This is a genomic window from Rhodococcus sp. ZPP, from assembly GCF_017656075.1.
Taxonomy (GTDB): domain Bacteria; phylum Actinomycetota; class Actinomycetes; order Mycobacteriales; family Mycobacteriaceae; genus Rhodococcus_F; species Rhodococcus_F oxybenzonivorans.
Genome location: NZ_CP058638.1, coordinates 6552649 through 6571982, shown reverse-complemented (window position 1 = coordinate 6571982; position 19334 = coordinate 6552649). Strand labels below are relative to the sequence as shown.

At 66.1% G+C, this 19334-nt stretch carries 18 protein-coding genes; 8 read left to right on the top strand and 10 right to left on the bottom strand.

Annotated features, from left to right (window positions below):
• Positions 1-49 precede the first annotated feature (49 nt).
• The 3 genes from HYG77_RS30345 to HYG77_RS30335 all read left to right on the top strand — a co-directional run bounded on the left by HYG77_RS30345 (position 50) and on the right by HYG77_RS30335 (position 2246).
• The gene (locus HYG77_RS30345) at positions 50-838 is read left to right on the top strand and encodes an SDR family oxidoreductase (protein ID WP_208961440.1); all 789 of its coding nucleotides are present in this window, start codon (positions 50-52) and stop codon (positions 836-838) included.
• Positions 839-985: 147 nt separating this feature from the next.
• Positions 986-1273 (top strand): YiaA/YiaB family inner membrane protein, encoded by a 288-nt coding sequence (locus HYG77_RS30340; RefSeq protein WP_109335148.1) that lies wholly within the window; start codon positions 986-988, stop codon positions 1271-1273.
• Positions 1274-1445: 172 nt separating this feature from the next.
• Positions 1446-2246 carry a DUF5995 family protein gene (locus tag HYG77_RS30335; RefSeq protein WP_244373315.1) on the top strand — a complete coding sequence of 267 codons (801 nt, stop codon included), beginning with the start codon at positions 1446-1448 and terminating at the stop codon, positions 2244-2246.
• A gap of 15 nt (positions 2247-2261) precedes the next feature.
• Here the strand turns inward: HYG77_RS30335 and HYG77_RS30330 are convergent, their stop codons facing one another.
• Genes HYG77_RS30330 through HYG77_RS30315 form a run of 4 tightly spaced genes read right to left on the bottom strand, consistent with a single transcriptional unit; the run spans position 2262 to position 7237 of the window.
• Positions 2262-4244: a 5-oxoprolinase/urea amidolyase family protein gene (locus tag HYG77_RS30330; protein WP_208961438.1), complete on the bottom strand. Its 1983-nt coding sequence runs from the start codon at positions 4242-4244 to the stop codon at positions 2262-2264.
• Positions 4241-4897: an urea amidolyase associated protein UAAP2 gene (locus HYG77_RS30325; protein WP_109330528.1), complete on the bottom strand. Its 657-nt coding sequence runs from the start codon at positions 4895-4897 to the stop codon at positions 4241-4243. Before HYG77_RS30325 ends, HYG77_RS30330 begins: the two co-directional genes overlap by 4 nt.
• Positions 4894-5739, bottom strand: a complete 846-nt coding sequence (locus tag HYG77_RS30320; protein ID WP_109330530.1) for an urea amidolyase associated protein UAAP1 — start codon at positions 5737-5739, stop codon at positions 4894-4896. Before HYG77_RS30320 ends, HYG77_RS30325 begins: the two co-directional genes overlap by 4 nt.
• A 1-nt stretch (position 5740) precedes the next feature.
• Entirely contained in the window at positions 5741-7237 is a 1497-nt protein-coding gene (locus HYG77_RS30315; RefSeq protein ID WP_208963573.1) for an amino acid permease, read from the bottom strand.
• Between the two features lie 272 nt (positions 7238-7509).
• Between HYG77_RS30315 and HYG77_RS30310 the strand changes: the two genes are divergently transcribed.
• The 3 genes from HYG77_RS30310 to HYG77_RS30300 are packed head-to-tail and all read left to right on the top strand — an operon-like array spanning position 7510 to position 10007.
• Positions 7510-8238, top strand: a complete 729-nt coding sequence (locus HYG77_RS30310; protein WP_109330532.1) for a TetR/AcrR family transcriptional regulator — start codon at positions 7510-7512, stop codon at positions 8236-8238.
• A 39-nt stretch (positions 8239-8277) separates the two neighbouring features.
• Complete coding sequence (locus HYG77_RS30305) at positions 8278-8607, top strand: type VII secretion target (protein ID WP_208961437.1); 330 nt, start codon at positions 8278-8280, stop codon at positions 8605-8607.
• On the top strand, positions 8604-10007 hold the full coding sequence (locus HYG77_RS30300; RefSeq protein ID WP_208961436.1) for a hypothetical protein: 1404 nt from the start codon (positions 8604-8606) through the stop codon (positions 10005-10007). Before HYG77_RS30305 ends, HYG77_RS30300 begins: the two co-directional genes overlap by 4 nt.
• A gap of 45 nt (positions 10008-10052) precedes the next feature.
• Here the strand turns inward: HYG77_RS30300 and HYG77_RS30295 are convergent, their stop codons facing one another.
• Genes HYG77_RS30295 through HYG77_RS30285 form a run of 3 tightly spaced genes read right to left on the bottom strand, consistent with a single transcriptional unit; the run spans position 10053 to position 12642 of the window.
• Entirely contained in the window at positions 10053-10712 is a 660-nt protein-coding gene (locus HYG77_RS30295; protein ID WP_208961435.1) for a hypothetical protein, read from the bottom strand.
• Positions 10675-11946, bottom strand: a complete 1272-nt coding sequence (hisS, locus tag HYG77_RS30290) for a histidine--tRNA ligase (protein WP_109330540.1) — start codon at positions 11944-11946, stop codon at positions 10675-10677. Before hisS ends, HYG77_RS30295 begins: the two co-directional genes overlap by 38 nt.
• A 15-nt stretch (positions 11947-11961) precedes the next feature.
• Positions 11962-12642: an MBL fold metallo-hydrolase gene (locus HYG77_RS30285; RefSeq protein ID WP_208961434.1), complete on the bottom strand. Its 681-nt coding sequence runs from the start codon at positions 12640-12642 to the stop codon at positions 11962-11964.
• A 178-nt stretch (positions 12643-12820) separates the two neighbouring features.
• On the opposite strand from HYG77_RS30285, the gene HYG77_RS30280 reads away from it, so the two are divergent.
• Together HYG77_RS30280 and HYG77_RS30275 are read left to right on the top strand one after the other, a co-directional pair.
• Positions 12821-13696, top strand: a complete 876-nt coding sequence (locus HYG77_RS30280) for a peptidylprolyl isomerase (protein ID WP_109330544.1) — start codon at positions 12821-12823, stop codon at positions 13694-13696.
• Between the two features lie 25 nt (positions 13697-13721).
• Positions 13722-14516, top strand: coding sequence for a peptidylprolyl isomerase (locus HYG77_RS30275; protein WP_208961433.1), 795 nt, complete (start codon positions 13722-13724; stop codon positions 14514-14516).
• A gap of 112 nt (positions 14517-14628) precedes the next feature.
• On the opposite strand, the gene HYG77_RS30270 is transcribed toward HYG77_RS30275, so the two are convergent.
• The 3 genes from HYG77_RS30270 to HYG77_RS30260 form a co-directional block, all read right to left on the bottom strand.
• The gene (locus HYG77_RS30270) at positions 14629-17004 is read right to left on the bottom strand and encodes a RelA/SpoT family protein (RefSeq protein ID WP_109330548.1); all 2376 of its coding nucleotides are present in this window, start codon (positions 17002-17004) and stop codon (positions 14629-14631) included.
• A gap of 62 nt (positions 17005-17066) precedes the next feature.
• Positions 17067-17600, bottom strand: a complete 534-nt coding sequence (locus HYG77_RS30265; RefSeq protein ID WP_208961432.1) for an adenine phosphoribosyltransferase — start codon at positions 17598-17600, stop codon at positions 17067-17069.
• The gene (locus HYG77_RS30260; RefSeq protein WP_109330552.1) at positions 17597-19333 is read right to left on the bottom strand and encodes an ABC transporter substrate-binding protein; all 1737 of its coding nucleotides are present in this window, start codon (positions 19331-19333) and stop codon (positions 17597-17599) included. The genes HYG77_RS30265 and HYG77_RS30260 overlap by 4 nt, the downstream gene beginning before the upstream one ends.
• Between the last annotated feature and the right edge of the window lies 1 nt (position 19334).

Below are 19334 nucleotides of genomic sequence, written 5' to 3'. Positions count from 1 at the left end.
ACGTCGACGAGGTCTTACCGATAATCGCGGTAACGTCTATCCTGTCGAGATGCCTACTCCAACAGTCTTCATCACTGGCGCTGCAGCCGGGATCGGACGTTCCACTGCCCTCCAATTCTCCCGCGCCGGATACCTCGTCGGTGCCTACGACATCGACGCGACGGGCCTCGCCTCGTTGCAGGAGGCGATCACGTCCGCCGGTGGGCGCGTCGTCACAGGAGTTCTGGACGTCACCGACCCCGAGCAGTGGGAGAAGCGCCTCAAAGAGTTCGACGCCGAAGCGGGTGGTCGCCTCGATATCCTCGTCAACAATGCCGGCATTCTGGTCGCGGGCCGGTTCGAGGAAATGCCGCTGGAGTTACACAAGCGGCAAATCGACATCAACGTCAACGGTGTCGTCTACGGAACGCACGCCGCCTTCCCCTACCTGAAGGCAACGCCGGGCGCACAGGTGATCAATCTGTGTTCCGCCTCGGCGATCTACGGTCAACCGGAACTCGCCACCTACGGTGCCACCAAGTTCGCCGTGCGCGGCATCACCGAGGCACTCGACCTCGAATGGGCCGAGTACGACATCTCGGTGAAGGCGATGTGGCCGTTGTTCGTCAACACCGCCATGACTGCAGGCGTCTCCACGGGCACCACCAACTCGCTCGGTATCAAACTGAGCGCCGACGACGTGTCAGCGAGCATCTTCAAGGCGACTCGTCCCTCGAAGCGGCCGTACCACAAGGTGCATTTCCCGGTCGGCCTGCAATCGAAAGCGCTGTCGCTCGGATCCCGCTTCTCCCCCGCGTGGCTCACTCGTGAGGTCAACCGCAGACTCAGCCACACCTAGAATCGCGTGCTCGGCGCCGGTTTCCGTTCGACGCGGGAGGTGAACCTCTGCCCGGCCGGAATCCGGCGCGACCACGCGGATCTACCCTACGGAAGTCGGGTAGTGCTACTCATGTCTCGCGCAGAGTCAACCGCCAAACTGGGTTGCATGACTCCGACACCGACACCCAGAACGACGACCGCCTTCTTCGTTCAGGCGGGTATCGCCTTTGCCATCAGTTTCGCGGGATCGCTCATCGGAATCGCCTACCTGCCCATCGATCCGTGGCAGCGTGGCTTTCTCTGCATGACGTTGCTGTTCCTGGTGACGAGTACGTTCACGCTCGCCAAGGTGGTGCGTGATCATCAGGAGGCGTCGACGGTACGCGTTCGCGTGGACGAGGCGCGGCTCGAGAAGTTGATTGCCGAACACGACCCGTTCAAGGCGGTGGCCTGATCGCGCCGAGATACCGTTCACTCACCGCACAACACCGGCCGCGACTCGCTATGCTCCGGCGATGCACTCTGTGAGATCGTCGATCGCCGTACGCTCGGTCGTTTCACTCTGCGCAGTGATCATCAGCGCGGGAGCCCTTCCCGCGCATGTTTCGGCGCAGCCGCCAAGTTCCGTGAGCACAGCATGTGGTGAGGCACTGACGAAGCCGGAGCTCGCGCGGATCATCGAACTCTCCGACCTGTCGACTCTCCCGGACACCCCGTCACTGGAACGCCTCGAGGACGAGGTAACCCGTCACGCGGAGATCACCGCCGTTCTTGTGCGCCATCACGATCGGCGCGGACTGTTCTCCCTCGGACTCGACGCGGTGGAACACTCTGCGGTGATGCCTCTGCAGCGCGACCCCACTGCGTTCGCGGATCGCCGATGGGCACCTGCGATCAGTTCGGATCTGCTGCGCCGGTATCTCCGCAACCTGCATGCCGAGTTCACGGGCACGGCCGTCGAGCCACAGTGGGAGCGGTACTTCTCGCTGTCGAAGCAGTGCTCGCTGAGTCCCGCCCGTGTCGCGATGGTGGGGTACAACGCGCACATCACGATTGATCTGGCACGGGCAGTTGCGTCTTCCGGCACCGCCGCTGATGACATTCCCGACTACTACGAGATCGTCGATTCCATTGCTCGCGACGGCGACACCATCGTCTCCCGTACCCAAGAAATCTACGGTGCCGATCTCGGGCCTCTGTGGCGGTTCTACTTCGTCGGCGAGGGTCTCGATCGCCTGGCCGGATCCGATGTTCCCTCGGATCTTCTCCTACGCGCTGCGGACAGCGGTTACAACACTGTCACTCTCGCCAATGGCTTCGCATTGCAGTCACCCAACTCGGCGCCGGTCGCTGAGGCGGAGATGGCGGCGCTGGTACAGGCAACCGACGCCGCGCTGGGAGTCCTGTCCGATTTCGGTGGGCTCTGACGGGTAGGGCCCTCCTCACCCCACTGTCGTGAATTCCCCCGCCGCGGACCATCTCTGCCGTTCGGCGGCGAAGGCGACGGTCTGCCCGGCGCGGAATTCCCTGATCGAATCGGTGTGCGCGCTGAGAAACCGCTCATGATCGGCGAGCGAAAATGTGCCGTCGGTGATGTCGATGCCACCCCCGCGCCCTGCCGCGACGTCAGACCGCAGATCCATCAGTTCCTCCGGTTCCACGGGGTACCAGGAGATCCGGTCGAAGAAGCGAAGCAACCATGGAGTTCCGTCCTCGAACGGACCGGACTTCTCGGGGTGGCGGTGGTTCCACACTTGGGTCGTGCGGCCGACGAACTGGTATCCTCCGGGTCCTTCCATTCCGTAGATGCACAGGTACGCCCCGCCGATCCCGACCGCGTTCTCGGGGGTCCAGGTGCGTGCCGGGTTGTACTTCGTTGTCACGAGCCGATGACGCGGGTCGAGGGGTGTCGCCACGGGCGCGCCGAGGTAGACATCGCCGAGACCGAGCACCATGTATTCGGCGCCGAACACGGTGTCGAATACGTCGTCGACACTGCCGAGACCGTTCATGCGGCGGATGAATTCGATGTTCCACGGGCACCAGGGGGCGTCGGCGCGAACTCCGTGTATGTACCGCTGGATTGCTTCCCGGGTCGAGGGGTCGTCCCAGGACAGCGGCATCCGAACGGACCGACTCGGAACGACGAGCTCGTTCGCCGCGGGCAATGCGTCCTCCGCTTCACCGAGCAATCCCATGAGCTTGGGAATGGGCAACACATCCGGATCGACCCGGACTTGCAGCGAACGGATCCCCGGGGTGAGGTCCAGAAGGCCGGCCGGCTTCTCGATCTCGAGCCGCTGATGCAGCGCGTGGGCCCGGGCCCGAAGAGCAAGATCCAGGGTCATGTCACCGTATTCGACCAGGACATTGTCGTCGCCGGATCGACGGTAGGTGACGGCGGTGTCACCGTCGCGGCGGGCGATCACGCCGTCGTCGCCGTCACCGGTAGTGGAGAACACCGAGGAGTGCGCAGCGCGACGGGCAGGACCGAGCGCGCGGGTCGACGCCGCCCTACTTGCTTTGATGGGTACGAATCGCACCGTGTTGCCCGGGGCCAGTTGGCCCAGCTTCCATCGTTCCGCCGCGACCACGGTGACCGGGCAGACGAAACCCCCGAGGCTCGGTCCGTCGGGTCCCAACAGGATCGGGGTGTCCCCGGTGAAGTCGAGTGCGCCGACGGAATACGCGTTGTCGTGAATGTTGGACGGGTGCAGTCCCGCCTCGCCGCCGTCGGTCCGGGCCCAGTCGGGTTTCGGACCGATCAGCCGCACCCCGGTGCGGTCCGAATTGAAATGCACCTCGTAATCGGTTCGGTACAACGTGTCGATGTCGGACCGGGTGAAGAATTCGGGAGCGCCGTGTGGCCCTTCGGTGACCGCGATCTCCCAACGTCGGCACATCGCCGGAACATGTTCGGCGGGAATGCCCTTCACGGACCCGTTCACGTCACCGATTGCGAGGATGTCACCCTGTCGCAGGGTCCGGCCCTGGTGACCGCCGAATTTGCCGAGGGTGAACGTCGAGGCGCTCCCGAGGTAGTCCTCGACCTCGAGACCGCCCTGCACCAGCACGTAGATGCGCAGTCCGGGACCGGACACGGTACCGACGTCGAGCACTCCCCCAGCCGGTACGTGTATCGGGCGCCATTGCGCCGCCAGGACACCGTCGACGGTGACCGGTGCCGGTGCACCCGTCACACACACCACCGTGTCCTTGTCGAACTGCAGGGCGGGACCTGCCATGGCGCACTCGAGTCCGGCGGCGCCCTCGTCGTTTCCGAGCGCACTGTTGCCGAGCCGGAAGGACAGATCGTCCATGGGGCCCGACGGCGGAACCCCGATGTGCCAGTAGCCGGTCCGGCCCGGAAAGTCCTGCACCGTGGTGAGCATGCCCGGCCGCAGCACGGTGATTTTGCCGGTCATCGTCGGACCCCCGTCGGGCGTGTCACGATCATGCGCACCGGTGTCGGATCGAAACCGTTGCACGGGTTGTTGATCTGCGGGCAATTGGACACCAGAACCAGAACATCTCGTTCCGCGCGCAGTGCGAGCCGCTTGCCGGGGGCCGACAGGCCGTCGACGATTCCCAGTGTCCCGTCCGCCTCGACGGGAACGTTCATGAAAAAGTTGATGTTCGACACGAGGTCGCGCTTGGCTATCCCCCACTTGGAACCCTCGGCGAGAAAGTTCTCCACGCACGCGTGCTGGTGTTTGGTGTGGTGGCCGTAGCGCAGCGTGTTCGATTCTTGCGAGCAGGCTCCGCCGACGGTGTCGTGGGAGCCGACTTCGTCCGCCACCAGGGTCATCAAGGCGTCGTGGTCGTCGGATCTCAGGACACTTCCGGTGGTGAGGAAGAGGTTGCGCTGTGCAGACACGGTCGCGGCCGCCGAGTACCGCTGCCGGTGGTCGTCTGCGGCGTACACGAGGGTGTCCACGGCCTGATTGCCGTACAGGTCGACGATGGTGAGGACGTCACCGGCCTCGACGACGGCGGACCACGGCCCGCGGGCCCCGACTTCTTCGTCCAGGACGACCGTTCCCGGTACCAGGGCGGCGGTGTCGATGCTGGTGGTCATGCCTGCTCCTGCCCCTGCGACTGCGCGGCAGCCCAGATGTCTTCTGTGTTGAGGAATGCCCGCCGGTATTCCGGTTCGGCTGCTGCGGGTTCTTCGATGCGTCTGCCCGACCACGCGAGTACCTCGAGCGCGGTCGTGTCGAAGGTCGGTGACGGGTCCAGCGGGTGAGCGGTATTCGCGATCAGGACGACGAGTGGGAGATGCAGAACCAGTTCGACCACTGCGCCCGGTCCCGCCGAACCGATGCTGTTCAGGGAGCCGTCCGCGCCGACTCGTACTCCGTGGAACAACGACAGGGACGGTGGCAGATCACGTCGGTCGAGCCCGTGTTTCGCAGCGGCCACCGTGAAGAGTTCGCGGCCTGCCGGTGACGGTGAATGCAACGAACCGTCACCGTACTTCGCAGCGTTGGACGCGAGCGACGTAGTGCCGCACAGCGCGTCGTGGTGTCCGGATGTGTCCGCGACGACCGTGGCGAGCAACCTGCCTTGATCCGACAGCAGCGGATGTCCTTCACCGATATATGCCTGCCACGGCACTTTGACCGTGTCGGCGACGTTCAACCGCTCCCACGGCGCGTCTGCGCGGAACAGCAGAAGGTGCGCGCAGGCCAACCCCTCCACATCTCGCAACCGCACACGTGTTCCGCGTTCGAGAACCTTGCTGGTGTATCGGCCGCCTGGAACCGTCTCGGCCCACGTCAGGGCCGCCGGGTCGACATCGGCTGGGGGCGCCGGCCACGCCGATGCCGGGACCACGGGCATCGATCCGGTGATCGCGCCCGCCTGGGCGCGCGCGTGTTCTTTCGCGGCAGTGGTGGTCGAGGTATCCACTGAGGTCATGTCAGGCTCCGATCGTGACGGGGTTGGGGGTGCTGCGGCCGCGCGGGAAGCACAGAATTCCGAGTGCGATCACAGCGGCGACCGTGACGGGTGCGGCCCACCGCAGAAGCGGGTAGGCACCGCTCGGGTCGAAGACCTCGGCTCGCGGCCACGAGAGGTTCACCACCATGAGGGCGCCGTAGCCGACAGCCAGAATGTTCACGGGTAGGCCGAGTCGTCCCAGCGAGAAAAGACTCCGGCCGTCCGCGTCCACCTGCGGACCACCGTGCGGCCAGCCCTTCAGGCGGCGAACCAGGAGGGGCACCGTGACCATCAGATACGCGAGGTAGATCAGGATGATGCAGACACTCGACAAGGTGGCGAAGATCGCGGAGTTTCCGACGTTCACCGCGAGGATCCCAATGCAGACGACACCGATGAGGACGGACGGTGCGATGGGAGTTCCTGTGCGAGCGTTCACCTTCGAGAGCATCTGCGAGGCGGGCAACCGACCGTCGCGGGCCATCGAAAAAACCAACCGCGACGCCGCCGTCTGAATGGCGAGTGTGCAGACGAACACGGCGACCGCGACATCGGCCAGAAGCAATGTGCCCCAGGGCGAACTGAGAATCGACGACAACACGTACGGCAGACCCTCCGCGGCGAGGCGTCCGTCGATCAAGCTCGGAGCCGCCATGAGCGCGCCGATGATCATCAGGCCACCACCGATCGCCGAAACAGACAGCGCCAGCCGGATCGTGCGCGGGGCCACCCGCCGCGGGTTCCGCGTCTCCTCCGCGAGCTCGCCCGCCGAACCGAACCCGACCATCACGTAGGCGGCCATGAGACCGGACACGATCCACGCCCAGCCGTAACCGGGGTCGGTGCCCGCCGCACCCGTGTCGAATACGACCTGCGGTCCCCGCTGCGCGTGCGTGAAGAACATGCCGACCACAGCGACGACTCCGACGATCTCGCACGTGACACCGATGTTGTTGATGCGCGACATCCAGTTCACACCGATGCAGTTGATGAAAGTGGTGAGTACCAGCAGGACCGATCCGAGCAGGACCGCGTTGGCGGCACCGCTGGCGGACGTCAACGTGCTGTCTTCGCCGATGATCTGGAATCCGCTCCACACGTTCGGAAGCACCACCTGCAGTGCGATCGCCGCGGCCGAGGCTGTGACCATCTGCGCCAGGATCATGAACCATCCGGCGAACCAGCCCACCACCTCCCCGCCCATCCGGCGCGACCACTGGTAGATGGCACCGGAAATGGGATACCGGGCAGCCAATTCGGCGAAGTTGAGCGCCACCATGAACTGACCGGCGAATACTACCGGCCACGTCCAGAAGAACGCCGGTCCGGCGAATCCGAAACCGAGACCGAACAATTGAAAGATCGTCGTGAGGATCGACACGAAGGAGAAGCCGGCCGCGAACGAAGCGAACTTCCCCAGTTTCCGGTGCAGTTGCTGCTCGTAGCCGAATTTACCGAGGTCGCCGGAGTCGTCAATTCTCTCGGCCCCGGTCGGAACAGGAGGTGCAAGTACCGGTGCGGACGGCGCTTGCGCAGTCCTCGTAGGTGTACTCAAGGGCCTTCTCCTTCGGCGAGAGCAATATCTGTCGATCGATAGTTTTCTCTCGCGCCCGACCGGATGGGTGACGCGGACGTATACAGATCGGCCCCCGCCGTAACAGGATCGTTGCGAACGTTTCGGAGGTATGACGAAAGGCTCACGGCGGGTGTCCACGGTAGCGTGGAGAACCGACCTGACATCATGTGTAGGTGAGCACCGGGCCGGGACGACCGCGACTGACCAGTCAACGCAGGCCGGGTCGGACGACGCCCGAGGAGATACTCGACGCCGCCGGAGAGCTGTTCACCACCAAGGGCTTTGCTGCCACCTCCACGCGCGAGATCGCCGACATGGTGGGCATCAGACAGGCATCGCTCTATCACCACTTCGCCAACAAGGAGGAGATCCTGGTGGCGCTTCTCGAGGAAACAGTGTCGCCCGCGCTCGCCGCCGCCCGAGTCCTCGAGAAGGTCGATGCGCCTGCCGTCGTGCGCCTGCACGCACTCGCCACCTATGACGTCACTCAGCTCACCGGCACGCGCTGGAATCTCGGCGCCCTCTACCTCCTGCCCGAGCTACGCACCGAACGCTTCGCCCCGTTCCGGGCGCAACGCACTCTTCTGCGCTCGCACTATCAGCACTGCGCCGAACAGGCGCTCACCGAGATCACGGCCGGCGACACCGAATCAGCACCCGGCCTCACCGATCTCCCTTTTCGCATCGTCGAGAGCGCTATCGCTACCCGGGCGGACGTCGAAAGCGGAGCGGTACCGGCACCGGAGAACACCGATGCCGCCGCCCTCCTCGCCGACGCCTGCTTGCGCGCACTCGGATGGGCACAGCCACTCGACGGGATCCGTGCGCAGTCGCGGGTTCTCCTCGACCACACGGCAGGTGGCACCTCCCGCGACCTTCGGCCGCCGACGTCGGATCTGTGAGATAAAGTCTGGCGAACGCTTACTACCTGGGGGGTTATCTTGAGCGATGTCTTCGTCGTCACAGACGGCATTCGGCGTTACGGTGCGACGGCGGCGCAGGCCGCGGAGCAGATCAGTAGTGCTGCAGCGATCGACCTCGGTGCCGACCTCGCCGCGCTGGCGCCGGTGTTCGGTCCGATCGGAGCCGACTTCCTCGCGTCCTTCGCGGTGGCGCAGGGCAACCACGCCAAGTCGGTCGCCGAACTCGCATCCCACTACGCTCACACCGCTGTCGCGTCCGGGGCCACCGCAGACTCCTACGATTCCGTCGACGACGCCAACAGCGGCGCCCTCGGAGACATCGGCGGGGCCATCGGAGACCTCGCATGACGTCTCCCGAGCCCGCCGGCGACATCGCGCACCCGTCGATCCTGGATCTGCTGCAGGGTTCCGCGTTCGGTGAGGCGGTGAACACGCCTCTGCCGAGCACGCCGCTCGAGGCGCTGCAGAGTTCGCCGCTCGGCCCGCTACTCGACACCCCGATCAGCGTGCCGACGCTGCCCGAACTCCCACCGTTGCCTGCTCTTCCGCCGTTGCCGCCCAATCCGGTGGAGGCCCTCCTCCAGGGACAAGGCCTGCCCGGACTGCCGGGAATCGACGAGTTGTTCAAGCCACTCACCGACCTCGCGGGCACGTTCGGTACCGGGACGTTCGGCTCCGTCGATCCGACATCGGTGCTCGACATGTCCTCCGGACTGATCGACCAGGCCATGTCGCTCAGCATGTCGGGACTGAAGGCGCTCGATCAGATCTGGCAGAGCCAGGCGGCGCAGGCCGCGCAGGTCCAAGGACAGCAGGCTCAGGTAAGCGGCGCAGAGCTGAGCGAGCGTGGCACGCAGATTTCCGGGACCACCCAGACCGCCGCTGCGTCGGTGGCCCGTGGCAACGCCAATCTGATGACCATCTCCGAATCATTCGCCTCCACTGCGGTCGCTGCAGCCCCGATGGTGATGACGCCGCCCGGGCAGGCGATGCTTCTCGCGTCGGCCGCCGAACACATCAAGGCCGCGATCGGAGTGGTCACGCAGACACGAACCGAGCTGAACGAGCAGACCCTCACCATGAACGGCCTCGCGGCACCGGTGCCCGTGCCGCCGCCGCCCGGACCGTCCGCCGCAGCGGCGACGTCGCCGTTTGCCGTCGCGGGCACCGTGCTCGAGAGCGTCGGTACCCCGTTGGTCTCCACAGTTACCGACAGCCTCGATCAACTCGTCTCGGCCACGACGCAGGCCGCGAGTGTGTCGCCCAGTGACGTGTCCGCCGACTCCGTCGCGGCCAGGTCCGGCTCGCCCGCGCCGGCCGGTGCAGCGCACGGTGTCCCCGGCTCGGTGGGCATCGCAGGTGGTACCGGAATCGGCATGTACGGCGCCGGCACCGGAACACCTTCTGGGAGCGTCGCTTCCGTGCCGCGCGCACCGGTGGCCGGTTCCGTTCCGCCAAGCGCTGCCGGTGTGGCGACTCCGGCTGCCACGGGCACGCCAGGAGCACTCGGCACGTCGACAACGACCGGAGTGGGAACAGCCGGCGGGCCGATGGGCGCGATGGGTGGCGGCGCAGGAATGGCGGGGGCGGGTCGCGGTGGCGACGAACAGCTCAGCGGCCGCACCACACCCGGCTACCTCGTGAACGCGGGCGACAGCAACGCCTTCGTCGGCGACCTCCCAATGGTGGCTCCGGCCGTCATCGGCGGCGAAGAACTCGACGACGGCCAGATCGACGCCAGGAACTGACAGCCGCAGGTGGGGCGGAGGCACTGCCGCCCCACCTCGGTCTGTCTACTCGACGAGCGCTGCTACTTCGTGATCGGTGAGTGTGGTCATCGGAACTCGTCCGGCTGCACGGACCAACTCCACCGCCCGGAACAACGGGCGCTCGGTCAGCGCGGCGTCGCGCGCCTCGGCACGTAACTGCTCGATGAGCACCGAGGCGATCGCTGCGGCCGGCACCAGTTCGCTCGTGGTCAGTGCGTCGGCCAGCTTCCGCAGCCCCAGCACGTCCAGTTCACGGCCGCCGTCAGTGGTGTACAACGCCAACGGCACCGCGAGAACGCCGTCGGAATCGGTGATGCGGACACTCACTTCGCTGACCCGAGCCGAGCGCACCACCACCTCGGCCGCCACCGCCTTCGTGACATCGACGTGACGGGTTCGCAGCCCTCCGGTCGAAAAAATGACACCGTGTTCCAGCAGGACCTTGCGGCGCAGGGTGACGAGGGCCGACAGGGCGGTAGGGACGGCGATCACACCGCCCACCACCACGGCCAGCCACAACGGAGTGAAGAAGCTCAGCACGGCACCGACGACCACGCCGATCAGTATGGCGATCATCGCGACCCGCCTGAGGCGCGGCGCAATCAGCTCGATGGGGACGAGGTCGAGTGACACCGGCGGATCGTGCTCAGGCGCCAAGGATCGCTCCGACGTGCGCGACGACATCGGTCGCCGAGATCGATTCCTGGTCACCGGTGGCCAAAGTCTTGATCCCGATGGTGCCCTCGGCGATATCGCGGTCACCCAGCACGAGTGCGAGTGCGGCACCGGAACGGTCCGCGGCCTTCATCGCGCCCTTCACGCCACGGTTGCCGTAGGCGAGATCGACCCGAATGCCCTGCGCGCGCAACTGCTGGGCGATCACCACCAGTTTCGCCTTCGCCTCGTCGCCCAGCGGAACCCCGAATACCTCGCAACGGGCGGTCGACCCTGCCGTCTTGCCCTCCGCAGCAAGCGCCAGGACGGTGCGGTCGACGCCGAGCCCGAAACCGATGCCGGACAACGGCTGACCGCCGAGTTGCGCCATCAAGCCGTCGTAGCGTCCGCCGCCGCCGATGCCCGACTGCGCGCCGAGACCGTCGTGCACGAACTCGAACGTGGTCTTCGTGTAGTAGTCGAGGCCGCGAACCATCCGCGGGTTGATGACATACGGCACGCCCAATGCGTCGAGGTGGGCAAGGACCTCGTCGAAATGCGCCTTCGCGGTATCCGAGAGGTGGTCGAGCATGAGCGGCGCATCCGCGGTCATCTCCCGCACCTCCTTGCGCTTGTCATCGAGAACTCGCAGGGGGTTGATCTCGGCGCGGCGACGCGTCTCCTCGTCGAGAGGAAGGCGGAAGAGGAACTCCTGCAGACGTTCCCGGTACTGGGGCCGGCAGGTGTCGTCACCGAGTGACGTGATTTCCAGCCGGAAGCCCTCGAGCCCGAGACCCCGGAACCCGGCGTCGGCAACTGCGATGACCTCGGCGTCCAGGGCCGGGTCGTCGACACCGATGGCCTCGACCCCGACCTGCTGCAGCTGTCGGTAACGTCCCGCCTGGGGACGCTCGTAGCGGAAGAACGGACCGGCATAGCTCAACTTGACCGGCAACTGGCCCCGGTCGAGACCGTGCTCGATCACAGCGCGCATCACGCCCGCGGTCCCCTCGGGGCGCAGGGTCACCGATCGATCACCCCGGTCCGCGAAGGTGTACATCTCCTTGCTGACGACGTCCGTCGATTCACCGACACCTCGCGCGAACAGTCCGGTGTCCTCGAAGATGGGAAGCTCGATGTGCCCGTAGCCGGCCAGTCGCGCAGCGCGGGTGAGCCCGTCGCGGACCGCGACGAATTCGGCGGACTGCGGCGGGACGTAGTCGGGAACGCCCTTGGGGGCGGAGAAGGTGCTGGCTTTACTCACTGTCGCTACTTTTCCTTACTTCGATCCCGGGAGTCCAACGAGGAACGGGTTGGATGCGCGCTCGGCCCCGATGGAACTCGATCCGCCGTGCCCGGGCAGCACCGCCGTGTCGTCGGCGAGGACCAGAAGCTTGTCGGCGATCGACTGCAACAACTGTTCGTGGTTGCCACCGGGCAGGTCACTGCGCCCGATCGATCCCTGGAAGAGGGTGTCCCCGGTGAGTGCGAGCTCGACCCCACCGGTCTCCTGCTCGACTCGGGTCCGGAAGACCACGGAACCCTGTGTGTGCCCCGGAGTGTGATCGACGACGAACGAGATGCCCGCCTGCTCGATTCGATCGCCGTCCGACAGTTCGATCACCTCGCTCGGCTCCACGAAATCCATCCCCTCGATGAACGGTTTCATCGTCGGCCCGATGCCCCGTCCGGGGTCGGACAACATGTACCGGTCCTCGGGATGGATGTACGCGGGGATGCCGAACTTGTCGCACACCTCATGAGCGTTCCAGACATGGTCGAGGTGACCGTGTGTGAGCAGCACCGCCGTCGGTGTGAGATTCGACTGGGCGAGAAAGTCGATCAGCGGGCCGGCAGCATCCTGACCGGGGTCGACGACGACGCACTCGCGGGCATCGTCCTGGGCGAGGATGTAGCAGTTGGTCTGGAACATCCCGGCCGGAAATCCTGTGACGAGCACGCGCGACGCTCCTGTTCGAGTGATCATTGCAGTCGCTACAGCCTAAGCTGCCGCCCCGCCAGCTCGTTCTCAGGTTCGGATGGCAGACTCTGAAGGTCGTGTGCCGGGGGTAGATCACACCGACCAACTGCTATATCGACCGACTGCCAGAGAAGACCGATACGGGAGGACCACCGCAGTGCCGAGCAACGAGCAGCGCCGGGAAGCAGCGAAACGAAAGCTCGAGCGTCAACTCGAGCGCCGCGCGAACAGAGCACGCAAGCGCAAGCAGCTGACCATTGCCGGCTCGGTGCTGGGTGTAGTGCTCGTCGTGGCGGCCGGCGCAGTGGTCTTCGCCCTCACCAACGGTGACGACGACACGACCGAAGCCTCCGCCGACTCGGTGTCCGCCTCGCCCCAGTCGCCCGGTGTCATGCCCGCAGGACGCGCCGAGCCGCTCCCCGAGAAGGTGTCGTGCACCTACACCCCGGACGGTCAGCCGCCGGCCAGGCAGGTGAACCCGCCGCGCACCGAGGACATCGACACCACGGTCAGCGAGGTCAGCGTCAGCGTGGAGACCACCCAGGGCAATATCGGACTGACGCTGGACAACGCCGACTCCCCCTGCACGGTCAACAACTTCCTCAGCCTCGCGAGCCAGAACTACTTCGACAACACGCCGTGCCACCGGCTCGTCACTTCCGAAGGCCTCAAGGTGCTGCAGTGTGGTGACCCGACCGGTTCCGGTACCGGTGGACCCGGTTACGGCTTCACGAACGAATTCCCCACCGACCAGTACCCCGCCGACGATCCGTCGCTGCAGGTTCCCGTCACGTACCCGCGCGGAACCATCGCGATGGCCAACAGCGGCCGGCCCGGCAGCAACGGCAGCCAGTTCTTCCTCGTCTACGCCGATTCCCAGCTGCCTCCGCAGTACACCGCTTTCGGAACCATCGACGAGACCGGCCTCGCCACCATCGAGAAGGTCGCGGCCGCCGGTGACGATGCCTCGATGCAGGCGGGCGGCGGCAAGCCGAACCTGCCGATCGACATCAAGTCCGTCCGGATGGACTGAGGCCGCCACATGTGAGGATGGACCGATGAAACGCACCTCGATTCTCGTCGCAGGCGTGGGCCTCGCGGTCCTCCTCGCCGGTTGTTCGGACTCGTCCGACTCGGGCGGTTCGGCAACCGGCACCTCCTCGAAGGCATCCCCCACGAGCGCCGCGGCGCAGTCGCTCGACCTCTCCCGATTCGGCACGTTGCCGCCGGTCCCGGCCCCCGCCGCGCCAACCGTCGACTGTTCGTACCCGGCGGGTCGACCACCCGCCAAGGACGTCACCGCCCCGTCCGCCACCGGTGTGTCCACCGCAGGCACCGTCGCGGTGAACCTCACCACCAGCGCCGGCCCCATCGGACTGACCCTCGATCGGGCCGAGGCACCGTGCACGGTGAACAGCTTCGTGAGCCTCGCCGAGCAGGGATACTTTGACGACACTCCATGCCATCGCTTGACGACGGAACAAGGCTTGCAGGTCCTGCAATGTGGTGATCCGAGCGGCGTCGGCACGGGTGGTCCCGGCTACGGGTTCGACACCGAATATCCCGAAACGGCGTTCGCGGCGAACGATCCGGCGCTGGCCGAGCCGGTGGTCTACCCCCGCGGCACTGTCGCGATGGCGAACAGCGGACAGCCGGGTAGCAACGGCAGCCAGTTCTTCCTCGTCTACGCCGACTCGGTGCTCCCGCCCAATTACACCGTGTTCGGTTCGATCTCCGAGGAGGGCCTCGCAACGGTCGAGAAGGTGGCGGCCGACGGCGACGACGGCTCCATGTCCGCGGGCGGCGGCAAGCCGAACACCCCGGTTCAGATCGAGACGGCAAAGGTCGGCTGACCGCCCGACCTTCCCGGCGCCCGGTCCCGTACCCAGTCACGCACGAACGGGACGTTCGTTCGGTTAGACCGAACGAACGTCCCGTTCGTGCATGTTGGACAGGGCGGAGCTGTCAGGCGGCGGAGGTCACCCGGTAGACGTCGTAGACACCCTCCACGTTCCGGACGACGTTCAGCACGTGGCCGAGATGCTTCGGGTCGCCCATCTCGAAGGTGAATTTGCTGATGGCCACCCGGTCACCCGACGTCGTCACCGACGCCGACAGGATGTTCACCTTCTCGTCCGCGAGTGCCTTGGTGACGTCGGAGAGCAGCCGGTGCCGATCGAGGGCCTCGATCTGGATGGCAACGAGGAATACCGAGGACGGTGACGGCGCCCACTGGACCTCGATGATGCGCTCGGATTGCTCCTGGAGAGACCCGGCGTTGGTGCAGTCGGTCCGGTGCACGCTGACCGCTCCGCCCCGGGTGACGAAGCCCATGATCTCGTCGCCGGGAACCGGGGTACAGCATTTGGCGAGCTTCGCGACGGTTCCTTCCGCTCCCGGAACCAGGACACCGGCGTCGCCGGTACTGCGCGGGCGCATCGGCATGGTGGACGGCGTGGCCCGCTCGGCCAGCTCCTCCTCCACGTCTCCGACACCACCGAGGTGGGCCACCAGTCGCTGCACCACATGCTGCGCAGACACGTGGCTCTCCCCGACCGCGGTGTACAGCATCGACACGTCCGTGTAGTGGAGTTCGTGTGCGATAGCTGCCATCGATTCGGCGTTCATCAGTCGCTGCAGCGGGAGACCGACGCGTCGCACTTCCTTCGCGATCGCGTCCTTACCGTTCTCGAGCGCCTCCTCCCGGCGCTCCTTGGCGAACCACTGCCGAATCTTCGTCTTCGCCCGAGGGGACACAACGAACGACTGCCAGTCGCGGCTGGGGCCCGCATTGACCGCCTTGGAGGTGAAGACCTCCACCACTTCTCCGTTGTCGAGGGTGCGCTCGAGCGCGACCAGCCGCCCGTTGACCCGGGCGCCGATACAGCGATGCCCGACCTCGGTATGGACGGCGTAGGCGAAGTCGACGGGCGTCGACCCTGCGGGCAACGTGACCACGTCCCCCTTCGGGGTGAACACGAAGATCTCCTTGACCGCAAGGTCGTAGCGGAGAGACTCGAGGAACTCGCCCGGATCGGCGGCCTCACGCTGCCAGTCGAGGAGCTGCCGCATCCACGCCATGTCGTCGACCTCGGCGACGTCGCCGGAATGCTTGCCCTTGGTCTCCTTGTACCGCCAGTGCGCTGCGATCCCGAATTCGGCGGTCCGGTGCATGTCGTGGGTGCGGATCTGCACCTCGAGTGGCTTGCCCTCGGGTCCGACCACGGTGGTGTGCAGCGACTGGTAGACGCCGTAGCGGGGTTGCGCGATGTAGTCCTTGAACCGGCCTGCCATGGGCTGCCACAACGAATGCACCACACCGACTGCCGCATAGCAGTCGCGGACCTCGTCGCAGAGGATCCGCACACCGACCAGGTCGTGGATGTCGTCGAAGTCGCGCCCCTTGACGATCATCTTCTGATAGATCGACCAGTAGTGCTTGGGTCGGCCTTCGACCACCGCGTTGATGCGCGACGCCGTCAGGGTGGCGTTGATCTCCGCGCGAACCTTGGCGAGGTACGTATCCCGCGACGGTGCCCGGTCGGCGACCAGCCGCACAATCTCGTCGTACTTCTTGGGATGCAAAATCGCGAACGACAGGTCCTCGAGCTCCCACTTGACGGTCGCCATTCCCAGCCGGTGCGCCAGCGGGGCAATCACCTCGAGAGTCTCACGTGCCTTGCGGGCCTGCTTCTCGGGCGGCAGGAACCGCATGGTCCGCATGTTGTGCAGGCGGTCCGCCACCTTGATCACCAGCACGCGGGGGTCGCGCGCCATCGCGATGATCATCTTGCGGATGGTTTCGCCCTCGGCCGCGTTACCCAGAACGACCTTGTCGAGTTTGGTGACGCCGTCGACGAGGTGCGCCACTTCGTCGCCGAATTCCTCGGTCAGCTGAGCGAGCGAATACCCGGTGTCCTCCACGGTGTCGTGCAGCAACGCCGCGACCAAAGTTGTCGTATCCATGCCGAGCTCGGCGAGGATGCTCGCGACGGCGAGTGGATGGGTGATGTACGGATCACCGGATTTGCGCTTCTGACTGGCGTGCTTTTCCTCGGCGACGTCGTACGCGCGCTGGAGGAGGGCCAGATCGGCCTTGGGATAGAGCTCGCGATGCAGACTGACGAGGGGCTCGAGAACCGGCCGGATGGTCGCGTTCCGTTGCCCCGTGATACGCCTGGCGAGTCGCGCTCGTACCCGGCGCGATGCAGACGCCGGAACGGCGAATCCCTGCGCTCCGCGGCTGTTGCCGGAAGCGGGATCCGCTACAGGTGACTCGGCATCGGACTGTGCAGACGAAGGGGATTTCGCGTTCTGCGACCGATCGAGATTCGAAGTCATGCCGTCACCTCCTACCACTGGTTAGCTGGGCCTTTCGGCACCACCAGGCACAACTTTAGTACTCAGACCGTGACGAGGGACGTGAGCGGGTACTTTCCGAGCCGCGTCCTGCCACCGAGCGCCGCGATCTCGAGAACCACCGCCACACCGATCACTACGGCACCTGCCGATTCGAGGAGGCGAGCGGTGGCCTCGATCGTCCCACCGGTGGCCAGGACATCGTCGACGACAAGCACCGAGCGGCCGTCCAATCCGAGGGAGTCGGCAGGGATTTCGAGCGTCGCCGTACCGTATTCGAGGGTGTACGACTGTGCGAGCACCGGCGGCGGAAGCTTGCCTGCCTTGCGCACCGCCACCACGCCGGAGCCGAGCTCCCGTGCGACCCCGCCACCGAGAAGAAATCCTCGCGCGTCGACGGCGGCGATCACCTCCGCATCCGGCGCGCATGCGGCCAGCGCATCGACCACGACGCGGAATCCGGTGGCATCGGAGAAGACGGGCGTGAGGTCCGCGAACCGCACCCCAGGCTCGGGAAAGTCGTCCGCCCACCGGGTGAGCCAGGTGACGACGTCATGTGCGGAAGAAGTGTCAGTCACCGCCGCAGAACCCACCTGTCCATATTCCATCCGGCGCCGGAACGCGTCGGATTGACCGCTCCGGCCTCCAGACCCGTCGCGAACCCGACGGTGCGAGGCTGATTGAACAACGGCACGGTGGGCACCTCCGACCACAGGATGTTCTCGGCCTCGGTGGACAAGGACAGCTGTGTTGCGGTGGAGCTGTCGACCGCGAGCTGATCGACGATCTGATCCACCCGGCCGTTGGCATAGTCCCCGAAGTTGTTTCTGCTACCGCCGCGAAGTGCGTACATCGCGGTAGTCGGCGCCGCAGTCCCGGCCGCGCCCGGAGCGGACGCCGTTCCCGCGAGCAGCGCGTCCACCTGTCCGTCTCGCAGCATCGACGGAGTGAACTCTTCAGATCCGGCGTCCTGCACGGTAATTCCGGCCGGGGCGCACGCCGCGGCCACGGCAGCCACGATCGCGGCACGGCGCGGATCGGGTCCCAGGTATCCGATCCGCACGGTGGCCGCGGTGTTGTCGGTCTCGGCCAGCGCCGCAGTGGCTGCGGTCGTATCCGGCGTCTCGTACCGGCCACCGGCGGTTGCCGCGACCGACTCATACACGAGGCTGTCGGGTGCCGTGAACCGGGTGTCGACGGAGGCCGCGGCGGCACCGTCCTCCGCGGCCGTTCCGAATTGCGCGGCCAACTCCTCGCGGGGCAGGCAGGAGGCGAAGGCGCGGCGCCCGGCCGGGGTCTCGAACAGCCCCGACGTGGCCAGCACGAACTGCTCGACGCTGCGCGAGGGCACGTCTGTCACGTCGAAGCCGCCGAGTTCGATGTCCGGGACCGATCCCGTGGCCACGTCGACCACCTCGACGGACTCGTCTGCGATGCGCACCGCCAGATCGCTCGCTTTGGGCCACACGACGATTCGGGAGGTGGCGGGACGATTGCCCCACCAGCGGTCGTTCTCCACCAGCACCAGACCTTCGTCCGCGGAAAACGATTCGACCTTGTAAGGACCGGACGCGGGGAAGAGGGCGAGATCGAGTTCGCCGGGCGTCATCGTCCATCCGTCGTTCCAGAAGTCTGCGATCCGGGCGAGCGCCTCGTTGTCCGAATTCTGAACGGCGGCAACAAGGTCGGGAACACCGGCGGCGCGGGCGACCACATGGGCGGGCATCATCGACGTCGCCCCGAACAGCGACCGCCAATCCGTGAAGTTTCGCCCCGCCTTGAAGGTCACCGTGGCTTCCTTTGCCCCGGTCTGGCAGTCGACACGGTCGATGTCCGAGTAGCCGGCGGTACTGGCCGCATCGAACAGCGGAACCGTTGCCTCGCCGGGTCGGGTGAACCGCCCGCTGTTCGCTGCCCAGGTGAGCACGAGATCATCGCAGGACATCGGAACTCCGTCGGAATACACCGAATTGGGGTTCAGCTTGTACTGCACCGTCAGCGCGTCCCCCGGCACGGCATTGGCCGTGCCGATGTCGGTGTCGGCCACTGGCCCACCCTCCGGCCCGGTATAGCTGAATCCGGGCAGCACGCGGGCGAACGCCTGCCGTGCCCCCGACACCGAGCCGGCAACGGTCCCGGCGTTGTAGGTGGTAACGGTGCTGTCGATCGCGTACCCGATGGACGGGATCTGCTCCCCCTCGTCGGAGCATCCGACGAGCGTTCCCGCGAGCACGACGGTGGCGAGCAGACCGGCGCCCGACACCGCCGCAGCGCGGTGGTGTCGGGTTCGAACTCGGGCCGATGCGCGCATG